Source organism: Azospirillum agricola (assembly GCF_017876095.1).
GTDB classification, from domain to species: Bacteria; Pseudomonadota; Alphaproteobacteria; order Azospirillales; family Azospirillaceae; genus Azospirillum; species Azospirillum agricola.
In genome coordinates this window covers 1-24,059 of record NZ_JAGINM010000035.1, presented here as the reverse complement: position 1 = coordinate 24,059, position 24,059 = coordinate 1, and the positions used below count along the sequence as shown (strand labels likewise).

At 67.7% G+C, this 24,059-nt stretch carries 17 protein-coding genes; 12 read left to right on the top strand and 5 right to left on the bottom strand.

From position 1 onward, the window contains the following. Window positions 1-3 precede the first annotated feature (3 nt). Complete coding sequence (locus J2847_RS31280; RefSeq protein WP_209782637.1) at window positions 4-1,932, bottom strand: tetratricopeptide repeat protein; 1,929 nt, start codon at window positions 1,930-1,932, stop codon at window positions 4-6. Between the two features lie 88 nt (window positions 1,933-2,020). Further along, window positions 2,021-3,595, bottom strand: a complete 1,575-nt coding sequence (locus tag J2847_RS31275; RefSeq protein ID WP_209782636.1) for a hypothetical protein — start codon at window positions 3,593-3,595, stop codon at window positions 2,021-2,023. Window positions 3,596-3,969: 374 nt separating this feature from the next. Between J2847_RS31275 and J2847_RS31270 the strand changes: the two genes are divergently transcribed. The 8 genes from J2847_RS31270 to J2847_RS31235 all read left to right on the top strand — a co-directional run bounded on the left by J2847_RS31270 (window position 3,970) and on the right by J2847_RS31235 (window position 17,733). Next, window positions 3,970-5,697: a hypothetical protein gene (locus J2847_RS31270; protein WP_209782635.1), complete on the top strand. Its 1,728-nt coding sequence runs from the start codon at window positions 3,970-3,972 to the stop codon at window positions 5,695-5,697. Further along, entirely contained in the window at window positions 5,694-6,668 is a 975-nt protein-coding gene (locus tag J2847_RS31265) for a glycosyltransferase family 2 protein (protein ID WP_209782634.1), read from the top strand. The genes J2847_RS31270 and J2847_RS31265 overlap by 4 nt, the downstream gene beginning before the upstream one ends. After that, entirely contained in the window at window positions 6,665-7,735 is a 1,071-nt protein-coding gene (locus tag J2847_RS31260; protein ID WP_209782633.1) for a glycosyltransferase family 4 protein, read from the top strand. The genes J2847_RS31265 and J2847_RS31260 overlap by 4 nt, the downstream gene beginning before the upstream one ends. A 160-nt stretch (window positions 7,736-7,895) precedes the next feature. Continuing rightward, on the top strand, window positions 7,896-10,661 hold the full coding sequence (locus tag J2847_RS31255; RefSeq protein ID WP_233474907.1) for a M10 family metallopeptidase C-terminal domain-containing protein: 2,766 nt from the start codon (window positions 7,896-7,898) through the stop codon (window positions 10,659-10,661). Window positions 10,662-10,755: 94 nt separating this feature from the next. Further along, the gene (locus tag J2847_RS31250) at window positions 10,756-11,604 is read left to right on the top strand and encodes an ABC transporter permease (protein ID WP_325169526.1); all 849 of its coding nucleotides are present in this window, start codon (window positions 10,756-10,758) and stop codon (window positions 11,602-11,604) included. After that, window positions 11,594-12,976 (top strand): ABC transporter ATP-binding protein, encoded by a 1,383-nt coding sequence (locus J2847_RS31245; protein ID WP_209782631.1) that lies wholly within the window; start codon window positions 11,594-11,596, stop codon window positions 12,974-12,976. Before J2847_RS31250 ends, J2847_RS31245 begins: the two co-directional genes overlap by 11 nt. A gap of 492 nt (window positions 12,977-13,468) precedes the next feature. Continuing rightward, complete coding sequence (locus tag J2847_RS31240) at window positions 13,469-16,765, top strand: rhamnan synthesis F family protein (protein ID WP_209782630.1); 3,297 nt, start codon at window positions 13,469-13,471, stop codon at window positions 16,763-16,765. Window positions 16,766-16,773: 8 nt separating this feature from the next. Further along, complete coding sequence (locus J2847_RS31235) at window positions 16,774-17,733, top strand: glycosyltransferase family 2 protein (protein WP_209782629.1); 960 nt, start codon at window positions 16,774-16,776, stop codon at window positions 17,731-17,733. 48 nt (window positions 17,734-17,781) lie between these two features. Here J2847_RS31235 and galE read toward each other — a convergent pair whose 3' ends face one another. Beyond that, window positions 17,782-18,804 (bottom strand): UDP-glucose 4-epimerase GalE, encoded by a 1,023-nt coding sequence (galE, locus tag J2847_RS31230; RefSeq protein WP_209782628.1) that lies wholly within the window; start codon window positions 18,802-18,804, stop codon window positions 17,782-17,784. A 229-nt stretch (window positions 18,805-19,033) separates the two neighbouring features. On the opposite strand from galE, the gene rfbC reads away from it, so the two are divergent. The 4 genes from rfbC (at window position 19,034) to rfbA (ending at window position 22,619) form a co-directional block, all read left to right on the top strand. Beyond that, on the top strand, window positions 19,034-19,585 hold the full coding sequence (gene rfbC, locus J2847_RS31225; RefSeq protein ID WP_209782627.1) for a dTDP-4-dehydrorhamnose 3,5-epimerase: 552 nt from the start codon (window positions 19,034-19,036) through the stop codon (window positions 19,583-19,585). Between the two features lie 96 nt (window positions 19,586-19,681). Continuing rightward, window positions 19,682-20,758 carry a dTDP-glucose 4,6-dehydratase gene (gene rfbB / locus J2847_RS31220; protein ID WP_209782626.1) on the top strand — a complete coding sequence of 359 codons (1,077 nt, stop codon included), beginning with the start codon at window positions 19,682-19,684 and terminating at the stop codon, window positions 20,756-20,758. Then, entirely contained in the window at window positions 20,755-21,663 is a 909-nt protein-coding gene (rfbD, locus tag J2847_RS31215) for a dTDP-4-dehydrorhamnose reductase (protein WP_209782625.1), read from the top strand. The genes rfbB and rfbD overlap by 4 nt, the downstream gene beginning before the upstream one ends. 92 nt (window positions 21,664-21,755) lie before the next feature. Then, entirely contained in the window at window positions 21,756-22,619 is an 864-nt protein-coding gene (gene rfbA, locus J2847_RS31210; RefSeq protein ID WP_209782624.1) for a glucose-1-phosphate thymidylyltransferase RfbA, read from the top strand. Window positions 22,620-22,667: 48 nt separating this feature from the next. On the opposite strand, the gene J2847_RS31205 is transcribed toward rfbA, so the two are convergent. Both J2847_RS31205 and J2847_RS31200 read right to left on the bottom strand, forming a co-directional pair. Continuing rightward, a complete protein-coding gene (locus J2847_RS31205) occupies window positions 22,668-23,621 on the bottom strand; it encodes a UDP-glucuronic acid decarboxylase family protein (RefSeq protein ID WP_209782623.1) in 954 nt (317 codons plus the stop codon). Between the two features lie 27 nt (window positions 23,622-23,648). Then, window positions 23,649-24,059, bottom strand: a 411-nt coding sequence (locus J2847_RS31200) for a UDP binding domain-containing protein (RefSeq protein ID WP_209782622.1), incomplete at its 5' end; no start/stop codon positions are given.

Genomic DNA, 24,059 nt, shown 5'->3' with positions numbered 1-24,059 from the left:
CGGTCAGGCAACGCCACCCGGAACATCGTCGGGCGTCCAGGGGGAATAGGGTTGTACGCGCCCCGCCTCGGCCTCCGGTTCAACGAACAGGTGGGCGCGAGTGTTCAGCAGGGCCGCCAGCCGGCTGAACCCGCTCTGCGCGCTGACGCCCAGGATGTCGGCGTTGGCCAGCACATGGAAGTCCTGGAGATACTCCAGCCCCGCCCAAGGCTCGGCGACATCGGCCAGGGTCAGCGGGTTGAAGGCGGCGAAGTCCGCGACGATGGCGGGATCGTCCGACGCGATGTAGAGCACCGGCTTGTCCAGCCCGTCCCAGATCGTCCGCAGCCAGTCCACATACCAATCCGTCTCGGTGATGGTGTAGCGGAAGAGGACGAAGTCGCCGCGCCGGATGTGCAGGGCGACGACCGTGTTTCCCAGCGCCCGCAGCCGTTCCACCGCCGGGGCGATCCAGGGCGTCCACACCGACCGGGGCCGGAACCAGGACTGGATGCGCGCGCGGTGGCGCTCCAGATACTGGTAAGGGCCGAGCGGCGACAGGATGTCGCAGTCGATCAGCGGTGTGTCGGAAGGCCGCTCGACCAGCTCGTTGACGATCCGGCGCGGAAAGAAGCGCGGGCGTAGCGGGCCGCTCGGGGCCGGGTCGTTGATCTCGAAGTAATAGCCGCCGACCCAGTCCGGCGTCTCGACCGTCAGGCCGTAGGTCTCGGCGTAGAGCCGCACCAGCATGTATTCGAAGACGTTGTGGGCGAAGCGCCCATGCGTCGCCAGCGAGGAGGAGCCGACGCGCGGCCGATCGGGATCCGGGTTGACGGGACGCTTCAGTTCCAGGCTCATCCCGGCCAGCGTGCGGCGCAGGCTGGCGACCGACTTCACCGTGAAATAGCGGCTGCCGTGGCTGTTGACCCGGTTCAGCAGCGCCAGGGCATCGGCGTCGCGCCCTTCCGCCAGATAGGTTTCCGCAAGGGCGGTCAGGCATTCCGCCGCGAAGATGGTCGGCGGGTTGGAATGGGGATGGCGGAAGGTGCTGAAGAAATGCCGAGCCTCGTCCAGCCGTTCCTGCCGGATGAACAGGGCGGCCAGCATGTCGATGGCGGTCGGGACGTCGCCGCCGGGGACCGACAGGGCGGCGCGCAGGCTGGCCTCCGCCTCGGCGTCCCGCCCCAGGTCGATGAGGACCGCCGCCTCCCGCACCAGGGCCGCGGCCAAGCCACCGTCGATGGCGTGCCGGTAATGGACCGCGGCGGCCTCCAGCCGGCCGGCCGCGTACAGGACGTTGCCGTAATTGTAATGGACGTCGCCGGAGGACCATTGCACCCGCAAGGACCGGGCGTAGGCGGCCAACGCCCGGTCGATGTCGCCGAACTCGGTCAGGGCGTTGCCCAGGGTCATCCAGGCCGCCGCAAAGTCCGGCCGCAAGGCCAGGGCACGCCGCTGGCCCGCGATCGCCTCGTCCAACCGCACCGCCTGCTTGTGCGCGATGGCGAGGTCGTGATGGACGTCCGGATTGTCGGGGACCAGGATGCGCGTCCGCTGCAGCGCGACGATCGCCTCCGCCTGAGCCCGGGGACCGCCTTGGCCGCACAGCAGGACGCCCTGGTTGTAATAACCACCCGACAGGTCGGGTTGGACCACGATCGAGCGGCGGTAGGCGGCGGCGGCCTCGTCGATGCGCCCGGCGGCGCGGTAGGCGTTGCCGAGGTTGGCCGGTATCTCCGCGACGTCGGGCAGGATGCCGGCCGCTTGGGCGATCAATTCGATCGCCCGTTCGCCGTTGCCCAGCCGGCGCTCGACCAGCCCCAGCAGATGCAGGGCTTGGCCGTTGCGGGCGTCCACGGCCAGGATGCGGCGGTAGATCTCCCCCGCTTGGTCGAGACGGTCCGCCCTATGGTGATCGACTGCGACCTGCAAGGCTTCGGCGACGGTTGCCATGACGACCCGATCGGACTGGAGGAATGCGCCGCGCGACGCGGGCGGCACCCTATCCCGATGTTCCAAAGGCTTCAACAGCCTCCACGGCTCAGGACAGGGCGGTCGCCGGCACGCGGCCGGCCGCAACCTCCGTGCGAAGGGCCGCGAGCCGCTCGTCGAGTCTGCGGATCTTCCCCTCCATGCTGTCCTCACCGGACGCGACAAGATGCTGGAACAGTTCCCAGGACGGGATGCTGGCGGTCGTCGGTTCGGTCCCGTGCCGTTGCATGTATTTGTAGACGCAATACAGGGCCGCCTGATCGAGGCCCCAAAGCGGAATATCGAACACAATGAAATGCGCAACGTAGCGGGCCACGAGTTCCGCATATTCCAGGGACTTGGCATGGTTGTTCAGGAAGAAGAACGTCGCGTTGAACTGCCTTGCCGGCCCCGTCCTGATACCGTCGAACAAGAAGCCCACATCCGCCCCATGGTTGCAGATGGGCAGTTCCAGCAGGTCGGAGGTCAGCAGGCAGTCCGTATCGATCTGAACAATCGGCCGGCCGTAAAAGCGGGAGAATTCCGGAATTCGGATGAAGCGGGCGCACGCATAGTAGGTTTTGATGAAAGCGGCCTGCTTATGAAGGGCGGAGCCTTTCCATATGTTCGACGTCTCCTCGGTGGAAAGACCGAGACTGGCTCCGGACGATGATTCGATCTCCGCGACGATGTCGCGCGAACGCTCCGTCGCATTGATGACATGGAGATGGACATTTCCATGCGCTCCGACCAGACGAATGGATTCAAGAAGCTTCACGCCAAGTATTTCGAGATACCGCGCATCGCAACTGACCAAAATCACCGGCTTGTCGCTCTCAGGAAGGCGCTTCTCATGCCTGATCGGCCCGATTAACGCGGCCATCACATCATAGGATTTAACATTCCGAAAGAAAGCATCGTCATATCGGCATATATGCCACGTATTCATTAAGTTACTTCCGAAAAATTCTTTATCTCCAAGTTTCTTCCTGGCTTTTTTTGCCAAGCCTTGTGACAATAGATCCTTTCCATCATGATATTTTTTATAGAGAACGCAAAAATATGCCACATCGCTATTCTCTCCTCCCCTCAAAAGGACTTGAGATTTTTTATAAAGAGAATCAATAACCTCATCATCAGCCTCCGCCATGGAAATCAGATAAAGTCCTGAGCGCATCAAGGTAAGCAAGTTACCTCTATCGATTGGCAATTCAATTGAGAGGCTTTCCATAACATACTTTCGAGCAACATCATATTTCCCAATTTTCCCCGCCAAATATATGGCAGCAGCATACAGTATTGGTACGATCTTTATCACACTGATCAGTATTTCAATTTTATTGAGATTATTTATTCTTTGTATTTCGCTATTTTTTTCCGTGCAATTCCCTATAGAAGCAACATAAATATCGTTAACAGACAGCATTATTTCTTTTATTGAAACCGGATCGACACCTCTGAACAAAATCGCCCGCCGGATTAGACAAGCACCGGCACTATCAGATACGTCCTTCAACTGAAGAAGACCAAGACGATAGAGCGCTTCCCCATCTTGAGGGTCGAAGCACAGTGAAATCTTGTACAGAACAGCCGCCTCCCTCTCCTTGCCGCTCTGCAAAAGAGAATTCGCGATATTCGCCAACATGGTTCAATGCTTCCTGTCAATTTTTCAGAGTCTGCCACCCCGACGCGACGCTCTGGGATGGATGGCCGCAGCCCCTCGGCCGAATCCCGTCGGAAAGGGCGAGGAATGTTGCATCGTTGGGTGGTTTCGATGACGGATCAAGCGTTACTTCGCGCAAGGGCCGACCGTCGGGGCCCCGCAATTGACCCGCCATGAAGCGGTATCGTATAGGATGCGGGCCCTTCGAAAGCGTCCCGCCGAACCTTCCCGCAGCGTTCCCCCGGCTTCACGGTCCGGGCTCGTAAGGATCGGCGCCGGATGTCCGGGGATGTTATCAAGCGCATGTTGCGAGGCGACGCCTTCCCCAAGACAGTGCCCGGAGCCGACCGCACGCCATGACCCACGCCCTTTCCATCCGGCGCGCCGCCCGTCCGGCAGGCCTCGCCACGGCCGCCGGGCTGCTGGCGGTGCTGGCCGCGTCGCTGGGCTACTACCAGCTCTTCATCGACAGCGGACTGAACACCGCCGACGACGGCCATTACGCCCAGGTCGCCTACGAGCTGCTGCTCGGCACCGACCCGCACGCGATGAGCTATTCCTACGGGCTGATGTGGTTCAAGCTCGGCCAACTGCTGTTCACGGTGAGCGGGCCGGACTGGCATGCCGTGCAATTGATCTTCTACACGCTGATCACCGCCACCTCGCTGCTGGTCTACGCCACGGTCGCGCGGGTCACCCGCAGCCAGGGCCTCGCCATGGCGGCGGCGGCGGTCGCGGTGACGGCGCCGGCCTTCCCGCCCACCGCCTTCTACGCCTTCTGCACGCTTCTCAACGTCTTCCTCCAGGTGCGGCTGGCCGAACGCTGGCGCGGCATGCGGGCGGCCGATCTGCTGCTTCCGGCGGCGGCGCTGTCGGTCACCTTCCAGATCCGGCCCGATTTCGGCTTCCTCTTCGCCATGCCACTGTTCGGGCTGGTGCTGCTGGGGGCGTTGTTCGGACGAGGCCTGGGCAGGCGGGATCGCGGGCATGCACAGACCGGACGGCTGCGGCATTTCGCGCTCCTGACCGGAGCGGCGCTGGTCACGATCCTGGCCGTCCAGGCTCCGGTGTTGATCCGGGCGGCGGCGCGCGGCTATCTCGACCTCGTGGCGATGGAGACCTTGCGCTACCCGGTCATCATCCTGGATTACCTGCTGGCCGTGTTCCACCCCGCCGTGACCGTGTCGGAAACGGTAGCGGCCCATGCCCGCGGCGCCGGCACTCTCCTGCCCCGACCGCCGCTGTCGGCGCTGTGGTCCGGTCCTTGGTCGGGGCCGTCCGACGCCCCGATGGCGGTCCTGGTCTATGGCCCGGTGCTGATCATCGGCCTCTTCGTCCTGATCGCCACGCTGCGTCTGTTTCGGCCGGGCGGGGTCGAGCGACTGCCGGTCCTGCTGGTGGTGCTGGCCGGCGCCCTGGCGACCTGGCCACATTACTTCGTCTTCCGGCCCGATCTGGCCCATGTGGCGAACTTCATGCCGGGGTTTCTGGTGCTGGGCTGCACGCTGGTGGCGGAGCTTCGCGCCTTGGCCCCAAGCGGCGGGGGCCGGCTCGCCGCCGGCATCCTGGCCGTCCTGCCATTGGCCATCGCGGCGGTCTATCTGCGGGTCGGGCTGACGACGCCCGGCACCGGCTCCATCGCCGCCTCCCTCGCCCGGACCGAGCCCTTCACCGCCCGCAATGTCGCGGGTGTGCGCCTCAATCCGGGCGAGCGTCAGCAGTTGGAAGGCGTGCGTGAGTTGATCGAGGCCGGGTCCGCCCCCGGCGACCGCATCGTCTGCGTGCCTTATTGTCCGGGCATGGCCTTCATGACCGGGCGGCGGATGCTGCTGCGGGAGTATTTCGTCGACGATTCCTTCCTGCTGCGCGACCCCGGCTGGATCGACCGGACCATCGCGACGACGCGCGACGCACGGCCCCCGATCGTCATCGTGGTCGACTGGGCGATCCACGGCACCGAGATCTCGCGGTTCCAGAACTGGGCGAAGCCCTATATCGACGCGCTGATCGCCGACGGCTACGAACGGCGGGACGTTCCCGGCGTCATGGTCTACCAACGCCCGCACAATGGTGCCCAGCCATGACCGGTCCCAGCCTGCGCATCGTCACCGTCAACTGGAACGCCGGCCCCCTGCTGCACGACTGCGTCGGCTCCCTGCCACGGGCGCTACCCCAAACGCCGACCGGCGGCTTCACGCTGGAGCGCATGGTGGTGGTCGACAACGCATCGGCCGACGGCTCCGCCGACGCCCTGGAGGACGCGGCGCCCGGATTGCCGGTGACGGTGCTGCGCAACGCCGAGAACCGGGGCTTCGCCGCCGCCTGCAACCAGGGCGCGGCCAAGTCGGAAGCGGACTGGCTGCTGTTCCTCAACCCCGACACCCGGCTGTCGGCGGACTCGCTGGCCCCGGCCTTCGCCTTCCTGGCCGACCCGGCCAACGGGCGCGTCGGCGCGCTTGGCGTGCGGCTGGTCGACGAGGCGGGGCACACCCAGCGTTGCTGCGCCCGCACCCCCACCCCCGGCCGGCTGGTCGCCCAGAGCCTCGGCCTCGACCGCGCCCTGCCCGGCCTGTTCCCACCGCATTTCATGACCGGATGGGACCACGCCGACACCCGCGACGTCGATCAGGTGATGGGCGCCTTCCTGCTGGTCCGCCGCTCCCTGTTCGAGGCGGTGGGCGGCTTCGACGAGCGGTTCTTCGTCTATTACGACGACGTCGAACTCTGCCTTCAGGTGCGCCGCGCCGGCTGGCGGGTGGTGCATTTCGCCGGAGCCGAGGCCTACCACCGTGGCGGCGGTACCACCGACCAAGTGCGCGCCACCCGCCTGTTCTATGGGCTGCGCAGCCGCCTGCAATTCGTCGCCAAGCATCACGGGCCCCTGGCGCTGCTGGCCGTCGGCGCCGCCACGCTGCTGCTGGAGCCGGTGGCCCGGCTGGCGCAGGCGGCGCTGCGCCGCAGGCCCGGCGACATGGCCGAGGTGCTGCGCGGCACCGCCCGGCTGTGGGCCGACCTGCCGCGCTGGATCCCCGGCCTGCTGCGGGGGCGCGCGTGACCGCCGTCCTGCTGCTCAACCGCTACGACCGGCTGGGGGCGTCGAGCCGGCTGCGCTTCCTCGATTTCCTGCCCGCTCTGGAACGCGCCGGCCTGACGGTCACGGCGGCGCCGCTGTTCGACGATTCCTACCTGCGCGACCTCTACGCCGGGCGGCGGCAAAGCCCCGCCCGCCTCGCCGCCGCCTACGCGCGGCGGGTCGGGCAAATACTGGGCGCCCGGCGCTTCGACCTGGTCTGGCTGGAGAAGGAGGCGCTGCCCTGGCTGCCGGCGGGGATCGAGCGCGCCCTGCTCGGCCGCGTGCCCTACGTCATGGATCTGGACGACGCGTGGTTCCACCGCTACGACCGGCACCGCGCGGCGCCGGTGCGCGCGGTGCTGGGACGCAAGCTGGAAAGCCTCGCCCGCCACGCCCGGCTGGTGATCGCCGGCAACGCGCATCTGGCCGACTGGGCGCAGGCCAGCGGCGCCCGGTCGGTGGTCGAGATCCCCACGGTGATCGACCTCGACCGCTACCCGCCGCCCGTCCCGGCGGCGGAGGGGCGCCCCTTCACCGTCGGCTGGATGGGCTCTCCCTCCTCCGCCCCTTATCTGAACCAGGCGGCCGAGGCGCTTGCGGCGCTGGGCGGGGACGCCCGCCTGCTGCTGGTCGGCGCGCACGGGACCGAACCGCCCGGACTCGCCGACCGCATCGCGATCCAGCACGAGCCGTGGAGCGAGGAGCGCGAGACCGCCCTGCTCGCCCGCTTCGACGCCGGCATCATGCCGCTGGCCGACGGCCCGTGGGAGCGCGGGAAATGCGGCTACAAGCTGATCCAGTACATGGCCGCCGGGCTGCCGGTGGTGGCTTCGCCGGTCGGGGTCAACACCGTGCTGGTGCAAGACGGCGGGAACGGCTTCCTGGCGGCGGATCCGGGGCAATGGACGGCGGCGCTGACCCGGCTGGCGGCGGATCCGGCCCTGCGCGCCCGCCTGGGCGCCGCCGGCCGCCGTCTGGTCGAGGAGCGTTACAGCCTCCAGGCCGTCGCCCCCCGGCTGGCTGAAACATTGATGGGCGCGGCCCGCTGATCCCCGTTGGGCGGCTTGTCCGAAAGAGTGGGCAACCTATACTGATGCCCGCCGCATCCCGCGGCATGACCGGGGTGCGATGACCGCCGAAGCCTCCCAGAGCCGCCTCTCCGCCGGCCGCCTTTCTGCCGCGAACCCGTTCCCGAGCTGCGGATGCCCCTTGTGCCAGGCGGCGTCGTCCATCCCGGTGGACCTGCTCGCCTCCTCCTTCACGGATGGAAGCGCCCTGTCCGCTTTCGCGGACGGCAATGTCTTATCCGCTTTCGCGGACGGCACCGCCTTCCCCCAGTTCGCGGCGGCGACGGTTCCGTCGAGCGCGGTCGCGGCCCTGCTGCCGTCCGGAACGCCGCGCTGGGGCGGCGGCGGGATCGGCAGCGCCACCACCGTCACCTACAGCTTCATGACGGCGTCGCCGTCCTACGCCCAGGCCTCCGACCGGCTGGGCTTCGCCGCGATGTCCGCCGCCCAGCGCACGGCGGTGCGTCAGGCGCTCACCGCCTGGAGCGAGGTAGCCAACATCACCTTCACCGAGGTCGCCGACACCGGCAACGGCGGCTCGATCCGCTTCGGCACCAACCGGCAGGGCGGCTCCAGCGCCGCCTACGCCTATTACCCCGGCGGGACGCTCTACGGCACCGGCGGCGACGTCTATCTGGCCAACGACGCCACCACCAACAGCAGCGCCACGCCGGGCAGCTACGGCTTCAAGACGATTCTGCACGAGATCGGCCACGCCATTGGGCTGAAGCACCCCGGCAACTACAACGCGGCCGGCGGCGGCAGCGAAGGGCCCTATCTGTCCAACGCCGAGGACAACTACCGCTACACGCTGATGTCCTACAACAGCCACCCCAGCCTGGGCTTCAACGGGCTGGGGACCGCCCCGGCGCTGTACGACATTGCGGCGGTCCAGTACCTGTACGGCGCCAACACCCAGACCCGCGGCGGCGACACCGTCTACGCCAGCACCGCCACCGCCTTCAGCCTGTCCATCTGGGACGGCGGCGGCACCGATACCATCGACGCCAGCCAGCAGACCGCCGCCGTCACCATCAACCTGAACGGCGGTGCCTTCAGCTCGATCGGGCCGAACGGAAGCGGCGGACGGGCGGTCGACAACCTGTCGATCGCCTACGGCGTCGTCATCGAGAACGCCATCGGCGGGGCCGGCAACGACGTTCTGCTGGGCAACGACGCCGGCAACGTCCTGATCGGCGGGGTCGGCGACGACACCCTGACCGGTGGCGCCGGCAACGACACGCTGGACGGTGGGACGGGAACCGACACGGCCGTCTTTTCCGGCAACCGGGCCGACTACGCCATCGCTGCCGACGGCGCCACCAACGGCGTCGCCGTGGTCGTCACCCACGGCAACGGCGGCGGCGACGGGGCCGACCGGTTGACCGGCGTCGAATACGCCCAGTTCGCCGACCGACGCGTCAGCCTGCTGGCCCCGGTGGTGACAGGCACCGGGCGGATGGTCTTCCTCGGCTCCACCGTGGCGGCGGGCGCGCTGCTGACCGTCAGCGATCCGGCCGCCGTCACCGTCTACGAGTTGGTCGACCGGACCGCCGGCGGCGGGTACCTGACCCTGGCCGGGGTCGCGCAGCCGGCCGACACGGTCGTCGCGGTTTCGGGAACGGGGCTGGGCGGCGTCGCCTTCGCCGGCTCAGGCCTCGGCACCGACCGGATCGAGGTCCGCGTCAACAACGGGACACTATGGAGCGGCTGGACCAGCCTGACGGTCGCGACGGTCCCGAACAACCGCCCGCCGGCGCTCCAGGCCGACAAGATCCTGCACGTCCAGGAGGGCGCCGGGGCCACGGCGCTGGGCATCGCCACCCCAGCCGATCCGGACGGCGACGCGATGGCCGTCACCCTGACCGCTCTGCCCGGCAGTGGCACCGTCCGGCTGGCCGGCGGTAGCGTCGTCACCGCCGGGTCGGCGCTGACGACAGCCGATCTGGCCGGGCTGACCTATACCCCGGCCGCCGGCTTCGCGGGATCGGCCGGCCGCTTCGCCTATACGGTGACCGACACGCAAGGGGCGGCCAGCCGCCAGACAGTGACGCTGGCGGTGGATTCCCTGAACAGCGAGCTGGCCGGCTTCAACCCCTTCGCCTATCTGGCCTCCAACCTGGATCTGGCCGCCACCTTCGGGCTGGACGGCGAGGCGGCGCGTCTCCACTACATCCGCTACGGCCGCTTCGAGGGGCGGGCGACCGCCAGCTTCGACCCGATGGCCTATCTGGTACGCTACCCCGACCTCGTCGGCGCCCTGGGGATCGACGCGACGGCGGCGGCCCGCCATTACCTCAGCACCGGCCGTTTCGAGGGGCGCAGCCCGTCCAGCTTCGATCCCCTGGCCTATCTGGCCGCCAACCCCGACCTCGTCGCCGCCTTCGGAACCGACACCACGGCGGCGACCCGCCATTATCTGAGCCTCGGCCTTGCCGAAGGGCGCGGGATCGCCTTCGACGCCGACGCCTATCTGGCGGCAAACCCGGATCTCGCCGCTGTCTTCGGCACGGACCGGACGAGCACCCTGCGGCATTACATCACGCTGGGCCATGCCGAGGGGCGGACGACCGACTTCGACGCGCTGTCCTATCTGGCGGCAAACCCGGATCTCGCCGCCGCCTTCGGTACCGACACCGCCGCGGCCACCCATCATTACGCGACGCTGGGCCGGACCGAGGGACGAAGCCTGGGCTTTGACGCCCCCGCCTACCTCGCCGCCAACCCCGACCTCGCCGCCGCCTTCGGCAGCAACGCGACCCTGGCGGCGGAGCATTTCATCCTGTACGGCCGGATGGAGCAGCGGCCCCTGTCGCCGCTCTCCGTGGCGGCGTCCGGAAACGCCGCCGCCAGCCCGCTCCTGGGCGCCTCCCTGCTGGCCACCGGGGGGGCGGCAGGCCTCGCCTGAGCGCCGCCCCAGATGCCAACCTTTGAACGCCGCCCTTGAACGCCATGGGGGCGCCGACTATGGTCCCCCGTCCGCAGACGGGGAACAGCCTCACGTGTTTGGATCCACTCTGGCACAGCCCGGAAACGCCGGGCATGGCGCCGGGCCTCTCGCCCTCTTCAAGACCGCTTGGCAACACCGCCGGCTGATCCTGCGGCTCTCCAAGCGCGAGGTCGACGCCCGCTACCGCGGCTCGATGCTGGGGGTGGTGTGGGCGGTCCTGACTCCCCTGCTGATGCTGGCGGTCTACACCTTCGTCTTCACCACCATCTTCCAAGCCCGCTGGGGCAAGGCCGGCGACAGCAGCGGAGAGTTCGCGCTGCTGCTGTTCTCGGGCCTCATCCTGTTCACCGTCTTTTCCGAATGCGTGAACCGGGCGCCCGGCCTGCTGCTGGAAAATGTCAGCTACATCAAGAAAGTGGTCTTCCCGCTGGAGATCCTGCCGGTCGTCGGGCTGGTGGTGGCGCTGTTTAACGCGGGACTCAGCTTCACGATCCTGCTGGTGTTCTATCTGATGGTGCTGGGGCTGCCGCCGGTGACGATCCTGCTGCTGCCGCTGGTCCTGGCGCCGCTCTGCCTGATGACGCTGGGCGTCAGCTGGTTCCTGGCCGCGTCCGGCATCTTCCTACGCGACATCCGGCAGGTGGTGGGGGTGGCGGTGTCGGTGCTGATGTTCCTCAGCCCGATCTTCTACCCGATCTCCGCCGTTCCCGACCGTTTCCGCTGGGTGATCCACCTGAACCCGCTGACCGGGATCCTGGAGCAGGCGCGCGAGCTTCTGTTCTGGGGCAACGTCCCGGCGCCGCTGGAATGGGCGCTCGCGACTTTGGCCGGCTGGCTGTGCGCGTGGCTGGGCTACGTTTGGTTCATGAAGACCCGCCGGGGGTTCGCCGATGTCGTCTGATCCGGTTTCCGGCGCCGCCCAAGCCGCCCCCTCCTTGGGCGAGATAGCCATCGAGGCGGAGGGGCTGGGCAAGGCCTACGCCATTTTCAAGCGTCCGCAGGACCGGCTGAAACAGATGCTGGTGCGCGGCCGGCGCAAGTATTACGACGAGTACTGGGCGCTCCAGGACGTCAACCTGACGGTCCGCCGGGGCGAGACGGTCGGGCTGATCGGCCGCAACGGCTCGGGCAAATCGACCTTCCTGCAACTGCTGTGCGGCACGCTGACGCCGACCGCCGGGCGGATCGGGGTGAACGGGCGGGTCGCGGCGCTGCTGGAACTGGGCGCCGGCTTCAACCCGGAGTTCACGGGCCGCGAAAACGTCTACCTCGCCGCCTCGGTGCTGGGGCTGGCCAACGAGCAGATCAACGAGCGCTACGCCTCCATCGCGGAGTTCGCCGGCATCGGCGACTTCATCGAGCAGCCGGTGAAGCTCTACTCCAGCGGCATGTACGCCCGCCTCGCCTTCGCGGTGGTGGCCCATGTCGACGCCGACATCATGATCGTGGACGAGATCCTGGCGGTCGGCGACGCCGCGTTCACGCAGAAGTGCATGCGCTTCATCCACCGCTTCAAGGAACGCGGGACCCTGTTCCTCGTGTCGCACGACACGGGGCAGGTGGTGAACCTGTGCGACCGGGTGGTCTGGCTGGACAGCGGCACGGTGCGCGCCATCGGTCCGGCCAAGGACGTCTGCCACGACTACCTCGCCGACCTCTACAACGGGCCGGAGAGCGCCGGCAGCTTCCGCATCGGCGGCAGCCGCAAGCGCGCCGCCGACCGGACGGCCGACGCCCCGGTGCAGGACAGCCGGGCGGAGGTCCTGAAGAACTCCCAGCACCGCAACGAGATCGAGATCTTCGACTTCGACCTCAACGCCCCCTGGTTCGGCGAGCGCGGCGCCAGCATTACCGACGTCCGGCTGCTCGACGCCGAACGCAACCCGTTGAACACGCTGGAAGGCGGCGAGGAGGTCACCCTCCAGGTCGTCTGCCGCGCCGAAAAGGCGCTGTTCCAGCCCATCGTCGGCTTCTACGTCCGCGACCGGCTGGGCCAGAACCTGTTCGGCGACAACACCTACCTCACCTACCAGCTCGACCCGGTCCGCGTGCCGGCCGGGACCGACTTCGTCACCGGCTTCCGCTTCCAGCTGCCCTATCTGCCGAGCGGCGACTTCTCCGTCACCGTCGCCATCGCCGAGGGCACCCAGGCCGACCATGTGCAGCACCACTGGATCGAGGACGCGCTGTTCTTCAAGGTCCATTCCAGCCACGTCGTGCAGGGGCTGGTCGGCATCCCGATGCTGGGCATCGCCATCGAAACCGCCGGCTGATGCAGCCTGACGTAAAATCATAGGATCGGCTCTTCCCGCTTACAGTGAAACGTCAAGGCTACAAAGGCGAAAAACCGCGATCCGGAGAATATCGGAGCTTGACCGTGACATCGCCACACCCGTTCCGATGCAGTGCGGCAAGCGTGTTGACAGCTGTGGGCTCAAGGCTATAAACCACGGACGGCTGCGTTTCTGCGCCATTTCTGTCGATGATTTGCCATTTGGCGCATTGCCGGAAGTTTCAATTCCGAACGGGTGGGCATCCGAACCGCTATGGCGTCACGGGACGACACCACGCTTCCCATCGCGATGGAAACGCAACAGGAAAGCCCGACCACGCCGCCCGCAAGCAGGATGGAAGACCACGCCCGCCGTCCAGGACGAAAGGGCGCGGGGAAGAAGGCCATCAAGCACGGCGCCCCCCCGCAGGACCGCGGCGGTCGGTCGGACGCGCCGCTCCCGACACCGCCACCCGATTTCAGCCAGACCAACATGACCCAGCCAGACCGGAGCCAGACCGACGTGACCCATGACGATCTGGCGCGGCTGCACCGGCCGATCGCCCTGACCGCACCAAACCGGCTGGTCTTCCCGCCGCCCTGGGCCGGTCACCTGCCCTTCGCCTTCTGGATCATCGATGCCCTCCGCCCCCGGTCGTTGGTGGAGCTGGGCACGCACAGCGGCAACTCCTACTGCGCCTTCCTCCAGGCCATCGTGCAGTGCGGGTTGTCGACCGCCTGCTACGCAGTCGACACCTGGGAAGGCGACCCCCACGCCGGCGTCTATGGCGACGACATCATCAACGACCTGAAGGCCCACCACGACCCGCTCTATGCCGGCTTCTCCCGCCTGCTGCGGATGACCTTTGACGAGGCGCTGGGCTATTTCCCCGATATCGACCGGACCGTCGCAAAGGAAACCGGTGACGGGGGCGGCATCGACCTGCTGCACATCGACGGCCTGCACACCTACGACGCGGTGTCGCACGACTTCCACAGCTGGCTGCCCAAGATGAGCGCCCGCGGCGTTGTGCTGTTCCACGACACCAACGTGCGCGAGCGCGACTTCGGCGTCTGGCGGCTATGGGACGAGATCCGCGCCCAATACCCCACCTTCACCTTCCTGCACTCCAATGGGCTGGGTGTTGCCTATGTCGGCACCGAGGAGATGCCCGAAAGCCTCCGCTGGCTGATGGGCGTCGGGCAGGACCCCGAGCGGCTGGCCCGCATCCGCGCCTATTTCGACCGGCTCGGCCAGGGGATCATCGACCATGTCTGGGCACAGCACCGCGCCGCGGTGGTTGCCGACCTCACCACCCACGCCGAAGCCCTGACCGTCCAGGTCGCCGACCGCGAGCAGACGGTTGGAACACTGCGCGGCTGGATTGCCGACCGCGACGAGCACATCGGCGGACTGACGCTCCAGGTCGCCGACCGCGAACAGACGGTCGAGACGCTGCGCGGCTGGATCGCCGACCGCGACCGCGACCTCGCCAACCTCCAGACCCACGCCGAGGCCCTGACGGAGCACAGCGAGGCGCTGGAGGAGGGGATGCAGCGGCTGAACGGTGCCCTCGCCGACGCCCACGCAACCATCGCCCAGCTGGACCAGAAGGTCGCGCAGCAAGAGGAGCATATCCAGACGCTGAGCCACGCGCTGGATCTCCACAGGACCGAACTGGCGCGCGTCAACGCGGAGCTGGCCGGCGTCTACGCCTCGCGCTCCTGGCGGATCACCGCCGGCCTGCGAACGGGACAGACCCGTGCACGAAGCGCCGCCGCGAAGGGCCGCTTCATAGCCCGCATCGCCCGCCATGCCCTGCCGATGTTGGTCCGGGATCCCGTCAACACGCGCCGCACCCTGAACTTCCTGCTGCGCCAGGGGCCGCGCCAGACTTGGCGCCGCATCATCCAGAAGGTGGCCGAACGCAACGGGCCCACCGCCCCGGACAACGCGCCGCTGCTGTCGGTTCCCTCCGACACGCCCCCGCGCGAGATCGCCCGACCGATCGAGATTGACCACAGCGCCGCCGTACCCTTCGCGCATCAGCCGGCCGTGTCCGCCCCGGCACCAACGCTGGCGGTGATCTGCCACATCTTCTACGAGGCCCTGGCAGTCGAGTTCCGCCGCTATTTCGCCAACATCCCAGTTCCCTTCGATATCTTCATCTCGACCGACAGCGCAGCCAAGCAGACGGTCATCGAGAAGGCCTTCCACGGCTGGGACCGCGGCCGGGTCGAGGTGCGCGTCACCGAGAACCGCGGCCGCGACATCGCACCGAAGCTGCTGGGCTTCCGCGACGTCTACGACAGCCACGAGCTGGTGCTGCACCTCCACTCCAAGCAGTCGCACCACGCCTCGGTGCTGGCCAACTGGCGCGGTTTCCTGCTGGAGAACATGCTGGGCTCGCCGGAGATCGTGGCAAGCATCATCGCCGCCTTCCAGCAGCGCCGCGACCTCGGGATGGTCGCCTCCCAGCATTTCGAGCCGGTCCGCCACTGGATCAACTGGGGCGGCAACTTCCCGCCGGCCGCAGCCCTCGCCACGCGGATGGACATCGAGCTGTCCGAGGACAAGGTTCTGGACTTCCCCTCCGGGTCGATGTTCTGGGCACGCTCGGCCGCCCTGAAGCCGCTGCTCGACCTCGACCTGTCCTACGCGGACTTCGCCGAGGAGACCGGGCAGATCGACGGCACCGTCGCCCACGCGGTCGAGCGGCTCTACTACCATGTCTGCGAGCGGGCCGGTTTCCGTTGGATCAAGGTGGCGCACCCGCCGCTTTTCGCCCACACGCCCGCAATCGACGCAATCGACGGCCCGGTCGGGCTCGACCGCTTCATCGCCGAGCATGGCCTGCTGCTGTCCGGCCGCGACCTGCCGGCCCCCCGCGCCGTGCACCCGCCCCCGGTCGCCCAACCGGCCCAGGGACTGCTCGCGCGCCGCAACGTCACCGCCCTGGGGCTGGACCGTCCCATCGAAGCGGCGGCGGTCGCCGTCGGCGTGGTCACCTACAACCACGACGAGGACACCATCCGCCGCATCGTCGAAAGCGCGCGGATCGCCCTGACGCGGGCCGGCTGCCCGACCGACTCCGCGATCCTGCTGATCGACAATGGCGCTCCCACCGACGCGATGACGGCCGGCGATCCCGCCATCCTGCGCGTCGCCGGTGCCGGCAACATCGGCTTCGGCGCCGGGCACAACCGCCTGATGGCCAAGGCCTTCGAGCACGGGGCCGATCACTACCTCGCGGCCAACCCGGACGGCGCCCTGCACCCCGACGCCATCGCGGCGCTCGTACGGATGATGCGGGCCAGCCAGGGCCGCGCGCTGATCGAGAGCCTGCAATTCCCGTCCGAGCATCCCAAGCCCTACGACCCCTACACCTTCGAGACGCCGTGGCTGTCGGGCGCCTGCTTGATGATCCCGCGCGCGGCCTACGAGGAGGTCGGCGGCTTCGACGAGACCTTCTTCATGTATTGCGAGGACGTGGACCTGTCCTGGCGCGCGCGCGCCAACGGCTTCGCCCTGCTGAGCTGCCCGGCCTCGCTGTTCCTCCACGAGGTCACCAACCGCCCACGCAACCCGGCGGTCCTGCGCATGATCTTCGAATCCGGCGTTCTGCTCGCCCGCAAATGGGGATCGTCCTCCTTCGAGGACTGGCTGGCGACGGAGCTGAAGGCGCTGGGCCATCCGCTTCCCGCCGTCCGGCCCAAGCCGGTGGCCGAGGCGTGGCGGCGCTACGCCGATTTCTCGCATCACTTCAGCTTCGCGAAGCCCCGTTGGTAGCCCCCGCCATGACCGACCATTCCCTTTCCGGCACCGCCCGGTCCGGCGATCCCCAGTCCGCCGACAGGCTGGATTGCGTCGTCCGCTTCCACGACCCCCGCCGTCTGCCCGAGCTGGAGCGCTGCGTGTTCTCGCTGGTCGGCCAGCGTTACCGGCCCGTGAACATCGTTCTGGTCCTGCAACGTTTCTCGCCGGAGGAGGTCGCGGCAACTGAAGCGGCGTTGACGCCGGTCCTCCAGCTTCCCGGCGCGCCCACGCTGTCGATCCACAACTGGGACGAGACCGGGGTCGTGGACGCCCGGACCTATCTGCTCAATCGCGGACTCGACGTGGCGCAGGGCCGTTATCTGGCCTTCCTCGACTACGACGACGTGCTGTTCCCGGAAGCCTACGAGATGCTGGTCGGCCAGCTCCGCAAGACCGGGGCCGCCATTGCCTTCGCCTCGGTCCAGGTGATGCAGGTCGAGGTCCACGACCATTTCTTCTACATGGTCGGCTCCAAAGTTCCACCCTACAAGGGGCAGGATCTGGCCGACCTCTTCAAGAGCAACTTCTGTCCGATCCACAGCTACGTCATCGACCGGTCGCAGCTTCCGGCCGATCTACTGCATTTCGACACCGGGTTGACCATCGAGGAGGACTACGATCTTCTTCTGCGGATCTGCGCCGGTTTTCCGTCGGACTTCTCCCTGGTGGGAACGCCGGTCGGCTATTACTTCTACAAGACCGACGGCAGCAACACCGTGGCGACCCAGTCCGGCCTGGACGGGGAAAAGCTGGCCCTCTATCAGGAGGTTCAGGCCCGGATCCGCGCCCGCAAGAAGAGCACCCCCGTCGCGCCGAAGGTCCAGGCCGCACTGGGCGTGCCCAACCCGCGCGAAGGGCTGTCGATCCACGACACGCTGAAGCAGTCGCGCACCGGAAGCCCCGGTCTGCGCAAACTGGCGGAGCTGGTCGGGGCACGTTGATCCCCATGGTATCGGAACCGGAATGTTCCGGTTCCGATACTAATATCGTTACGAAGCCATAACGACGAGCTTTTCCTCCCAGGCGAGCGCGGTCCGCACGATGGTTTCCAGATCGGCGTGACGCGGCGACCAATCCAGGGTGCGGCCGATCCGATCGGTTCCGGCGACCAGGGCCGGCGGATCGCCGGCCCGCCGCCCGGCGATCCGGATCGGCAGCGGACGGCCCAGCACCGTCTCCACCATGTCCAGCACCTCGCGGACAGAATAGCCCCGGCCATAGCCGCAGTTCAGGATCTGGCTGTCCCCCCCGGCCTCCAAATGGACAAGCGCTGCCACATGGGCGGCGGCCAGATCGCTGACGTGGATGTAGTCGCGCACGCAGGTGCCGTCCGGGGTCGGGTAATCGTCGCCGTAGACATGGATCTCCGCCCGTTGGCCGGTCGCCGCCTGGGCGGCGATCTTCAGCAGATGGGTCGCCAACCGGGAGCTCTGCCCAGAACGCCCCGCCGGATCCGCCCCCGCCACGTTGAAATAGCGCAGCGCCACGTAGCGCAAGCCATGGGCGGCGGCGGTGTCGCGCAGCATCCATTCCGTCATCAGCTTGGACCGGCCGTAGGGATTGATCGGCCGGGTCAGGGCCTCTTCGTCGATGGGCATGGTGTCGGGCATGCCGTAGACGGCGGCGGTGGACGAGAAGATGAAGCGCTCCACTCCCGACGCCACGCAGGCGCCGACCAGGGCCAAGCTGTTGACCGTGTTGTTGCGGTAGTAATCGAGCGGCTTCTCGACCGATTCCGGCACGACAATGCTGCCGGCGAAATGCATCACGGTGCCGACGCCGTGCGCGGCGATCGTCGCGGCCACCAGATCGGCGTCGCCGGCGCTGCCCACCACCAGGGGGACGCCGTCGGGCACGGCGGCGCGGCGGCCGGTGGACAGGTCGTCGACCACCACCACCGGACGCCCGGCATCGCGCAGCGCCAGCACGACGTGGGAGCCGATGTAGCCGGCGCCGCCCGTCACGAGCACGGTCTCGCGCGAGGCGGTTTCACGGGAGGTCGGGTCGGCCATGACGATCCAGTCTTGCTGCGTTGCGGGGGCGATCCAGAATATCGTTCGTCCCCGCGCGGTCCCCCCATCTTTTCCGCGTTCGCGCCCGGCGCTTCCGCGCAACCCCGAAAAGCACGGCCTCCTCGCCGATGGAGAGGGTGGGCACACCGTTCGGCCATGGACTTCGGCCGCGCCCGGCGATACCAAGTCACCCAAACGCCGCACCGACCGGCAGGAGGAGCCTTAGAGCATGGATATCGCCGCACTCGCCATTCCCGACGTGAAGATCATCCACCCGAAGAAGTTCGGCGACCACCGCGGCTTCTTCTCGGAGACCTACAGCAAGCGTGCCTTCGCGGCGGCCGGTCTGGATCTCGACTTCGTGCAGGACAACCAGTCCCTGTCGGCCGAGGTCGGCACGGTGCGCGGCCTGCATTTCCAGTTGCCCCCCTTCGCCCAGGACAAGCTGCTGCGCGTGGTGCGCGGCGCGGTCTTCGACGTCGCGGTGGATATCCGCCGGGGATCGCCGACCTTCGGTCAGCACGTCTGCGCCATCATCAGCGCGGCGGAATGGAACCAGATCCTGGTCCCGGCCGGCTTCGCCCACGGTTTCTGCACGCTGGAACCCGACACCGAAGTCATCTACAAGGTGACGAATTTCTACTCGCCGGAGCATGACCGCGGGATCCTGTGGAACGACCCGGATCTGGGCATCGACTGGCCGGTCGAAGCCGGCAAGGCCCGCCTGTCCGACAAGGATCTCGTCCATCCCCGTCTGGCCGGCGCGGCCGAGTTGTTCTGACGGGGCTGGTCCAAGGACCGGCCCCGAAACGATCCTTGCTTCGCGACGTCTTTTCCGGTTTGGCTGTTCGTCTCACGATAGGGCGCAGGTGTTTTGATGAAGTGCATTCTCGTCACCGGCGGCGCCGGGTTCATCGGGTCCGCCGTGGTGCGGCAACTGCTGACCGAAACCGACCTCCGCGTCGTCAACCTGGACAAGCTGACCTACGCCGCCAATCTGGCCTCGCTGCCCGGCGCCGCGGAGAATCCCCGCTACGCCTTCGAGCAGGTCGACATCTGCGACGGCGAGGCGCTGCGCCAGGTCTTCGCCCGGCACCAGCCGGACGCCGTCATGCATCTGGCCGCCGAATCCCACGTCGACCGCTCGATCGACGGGCCCGGCGAATTCATCCAGACCAACATCGTCGGCACCTACCGCCTGCTCGAAGCCGCGCGCGGCTATTGGTCCGCCCTGCCCGACGACCGCAAGGCCGGCTTCCGCTTCCACCACATCTCCACCGACGAGGTGTTCGGCTCGCTGGGCGCCGAGGGCTTCTTCACCGAGACGACCGCCTACAGCCCCAATTCGCCCTATTCGGCCAGCAAGGCGTCGAGCGACCATCTGGTGCGGGCCTGGCACGAGACCTACGGGCTGCCGGTGGTGCTGACCAACTGCTCCAACAACTACGGCCCCTACCATTTCCCCGAGAAGCTGATCCCGCTGGTGATCCTCAAGGGGCTGGCCGGGCAGCCGCTGCCGGTCTACGGCGCCGGCGACAACGTGCGCGACTGGCTCTACGTCGAGGACCACGCCCGCGCCCTGCGTCTGGTGGTGGAGAAGGGCCGCGTCGGCGAGAGCTACAACATCGGCGGCCACAACGAGCGCACCAACCTGGAGGTCGTCCGCGGCATCTGCGCTCTGCTGGACGAGATGGCGCCCGCCGGCGCGCCCCACGACCGCCTGATCACCTTCGTCGCCGACCGCCCCGGCCACGACAAGCGCTACGCCATCGACGCCGACAAGATCGAGCGCGAGCTGGGCTGGCGCCCGCAGGAAACCTTCGAGACCGGACTGCGCAAGACGGTCGCGTGGTACCTCGCCAACCGGCCCTGGTGGGAGGCGGTGCAGAACGGCTCCTACTCCGGCGAACGGCTGGGGCTGGAGAGCGCGGCGAAGACCGGGAGCGTGGCGTGAAGGTTCTCGTCCTCGGCACCAGCGGACAGGTCGGCGACGCCCTGATGCGCGCCTCCTGGCCGGCCGACACCACGCTTACCGGGCTCGCCCGTCCGGCGCTGGACATGGCCGATCCGGCCAGCATCGACCGCGCCATGGCGGAGCACGCCCCGGATCTGGTCATCAACGCCACCGCCTACACCGCCGTGGACAAGGCCGAGAACGACCGCGAGGCTGCCTTCGCCATCAACCGCGACGGCCCGGCCCGGCTGGCGGCGCTCTGCGCCGCTCGCGGCGTGCCGCTGGTCCACATCTCCACCGACTACGTCTTCGACGGAAGCAAGCCGGCCCCCTACACCGAGGACGACCCGGTCGACCCGGTCAACGTCTACGGCGCCAGCAAGGAGGCCGGCGAGTCCGCAGTGCGCGCCGCCGTCGCCGCCCACGTCATCCTGCGCACCTCCTGGGTCTACGCGGCCCATGGCGCCAATTTCGTGAAGACCATGCTGCGGCTGGGCCGTGAGCGGCCGGAGCTGGGGGTCGTCGCCGACCAGACCGGCGCGCCGACCGCCGCCGCCGACATCGCCGATGCCATCATCGCCATCGCCGCGCGCATCCAAAGCCGGCCGGACGACGTTCCCTGGGGCACCTACCACCTGACCGGATCGGGCGAGACGACGTGGTTCGGCTTCGCCGAGCGCATCTTCCAGCGCCTGGAGCGCGAAGAGGGCCGCCGCCCGGCGTTGAAGCCGATCGCGACCGCCGCCTACCCGACCCCGGCGCGCCGCCCGGCCAACTCGCGGCTGGACTGCGGGCGCCTGCGCGCCGCCTTCGGCATCACGCCGCCGGCCTGGGAGGACAGCCTGGAGCGCGTCCTCGACGCGCTCTTCGCTGACGCTTCCGCGACTTCCGCGAAGACGCCGTGACGGCGGCATCCTGACGCGGGGGCCGGCCCACGGCCCTCCGCTACTCTCCCTTCCCGACAGACCCAGATTTCACGAACAGGCAGGCGGCGGACATGAAAGGCATCATCCTGGCGGGCGGATCCGGCACCCGGCTCTACCCGGTGACCCGCGCGGTCAGCAAACAGCTGCTGCCGATCTACGACAAGCCGATGATCTACTTCCCGCTCAGCACGCTGCTGCTGGCCGGTATCCGCGACATCCTGATCATCACCACCCCGCACGACCAGGCGCTGTTCCAGGCCGTGCTGGGCGACGGTTCGCAATGGGGCGTCTCGCTGTCCTACGCGGTCCAGCCCTCGCCCGACGGACTGGCCCAGGCCTTCATCATCGGCCGCGACTTCATCGGCAACGACGCCTGCGCCCTGGTGCTGGGCGACAACATCTTCTACGGCCACGGCCTGACCCAGCTGCTGCGCGCGGCCGGCGAGAAGACCAGCGGCGCCCGCGTCTTCGCCTACGGCGTGCGCGACCCGGAGCGCTACGGCGTGGTCGAGTTCGACGCCAACGGCCGGGCGCTCAGCATCGAGGAGAAGCCGGCGGCGCCGCGTTCCAAATGGGCGGTGACGGGGCTGTACTTCTACGACAACCAGGTGATCGACATCGCGGCCTCGGTGAAACCGTCGGAGCGCGGCGAGCTGGAGATCACCTCGGTCAACGCCGCCTATCTGGAGATGGGCCAGCTCGACGTCGAGCTGATGGGACGCGGCTACGGCTGGTTCGACACCGGCACCCATGACAGCCTGCTGGAAGCGGCGGAGTTCGTGCGCACCATCCAGAACCGGCAGGGGATCCAGATCGCCTGCCCAGAGGAGATCGCCTACGTCTCCGGCTGGATCGACGGCGAGCAGGTCGCCAAGCTGGCCGAACCGCTGAAGAAGAACGACTATGGCCGCTACCTTCTGAGCCTGCTCGGCTGAACGGCAATCCTCGGGTCCTGACCGGTCAGGACCCGAAGGGCGTCGGCATCAGGCGAAGAAACGGTCGCGGAAATAGCGGATCGTGCGCTCCAAACCGTCCTCCAGCGGAATCGTCGGCTCCCAGCCCAGCAGGTCCTTGGCCTTGGTGATGTCCGGGCGGCGCTGCTTGGGGTCGTCCTGGGGCAGCGGCTTGTGGACGATCCGGGAGTTCGAACCGGTCAGGCGGATCACATGCTCGGCCAGCTCCAGCATGGTGAACTCGCCGGGATTGCCGAGATTGACCGGCCCCGTCACCTCGGGCGGCGTGTCCATGAAGCGCAGGAAGCCTTCGATCAGGTCGTCGGCGAAGCAGAAGGAACGCGTCTGGCTGCCGCTGCCGTAGACCGTCAGGGATTCACCGCGCAGCGCCTGCATGATGAAGTTGGAGACGACCCGCCCGTCGTCGGGGTGCATGCGCGGGCCATAGGTGTTGAAGATGCGCACCACCTTGATCGGCAGCCCGTGCTGGCGGTTGTAGTCGAAGAACAGCGTTTCGGCGCAGCGCTTGCCCTCGTCGTAGCAGGAGCGCGGGCCGATCGTGTTGACGTTGCCCCAATACTCCTCGGGCTGCGGATGGACCATCGGATCGCCGTAGATCTCGCTGGTCGAGGCCTGGAGGATGGTGGCCTTCAGCCGCTTGGCGAGGCCCAGCATGTTGATGGCGCCCAGCACGCTGGTCTTGGTCGTCTGCACCGGATCGTGCTGGTAATGCACGGGCGAGGCCGGACAGGCGAGGTTGTAGATCTGGTCGACCTCGACGTAGAGCGGGAAGGTCACGTCGTGACGGATCACCTCGAACTGCGGGTTGCCCAGCAGGTGCACGATGTTGTCGCGACTGCCGGTGAAGAAATTGTCGATGCACAGCACGTTGTTCCCGGCGTCCAGCAGCCGCTCGCAAAGATGCGAACCGAGGAACCCGGCGCCGCCGGTGACGAGGACACGCTTACGGGTCAAACTGCGCATGGGAAACGGTGATCCTATCTGAAGGGTTCAGGACAGCGTGGGCGCCGTCCGCCCGATGGACGTGTAGACGAAACCAGCTTGCGCCATGTCGTCGGGATTGTAGATGTTGCGCAGGTCGACCATCACCGGCGCCTTCAGCAGGGCCTTGACCCGCGCCAGATCGAGCGACCGGAACTCGTTCCATTCCGTCAGGATCGTCACGCAGTCGGCGCCCTCCAAGGTGCCGTAGGCGTCCTTGGCCCATTCGACGCCGGGCAGCAGCTTTTCGGCCTCGTGCATGGCGGCGGGGTCATAGGCGCGCACCGTGGCGCCGGCTGCCTGAAGGGCCGGGACGATGTCGAGCGAGGGGCTGTCGCGCATGTCGTCGGTGTTGGGCTTGAAGGCGACGCCCAGCACCGCCACCGTCTTGCCGGCCACGCTGCCGCCGCAGGCCGCGAC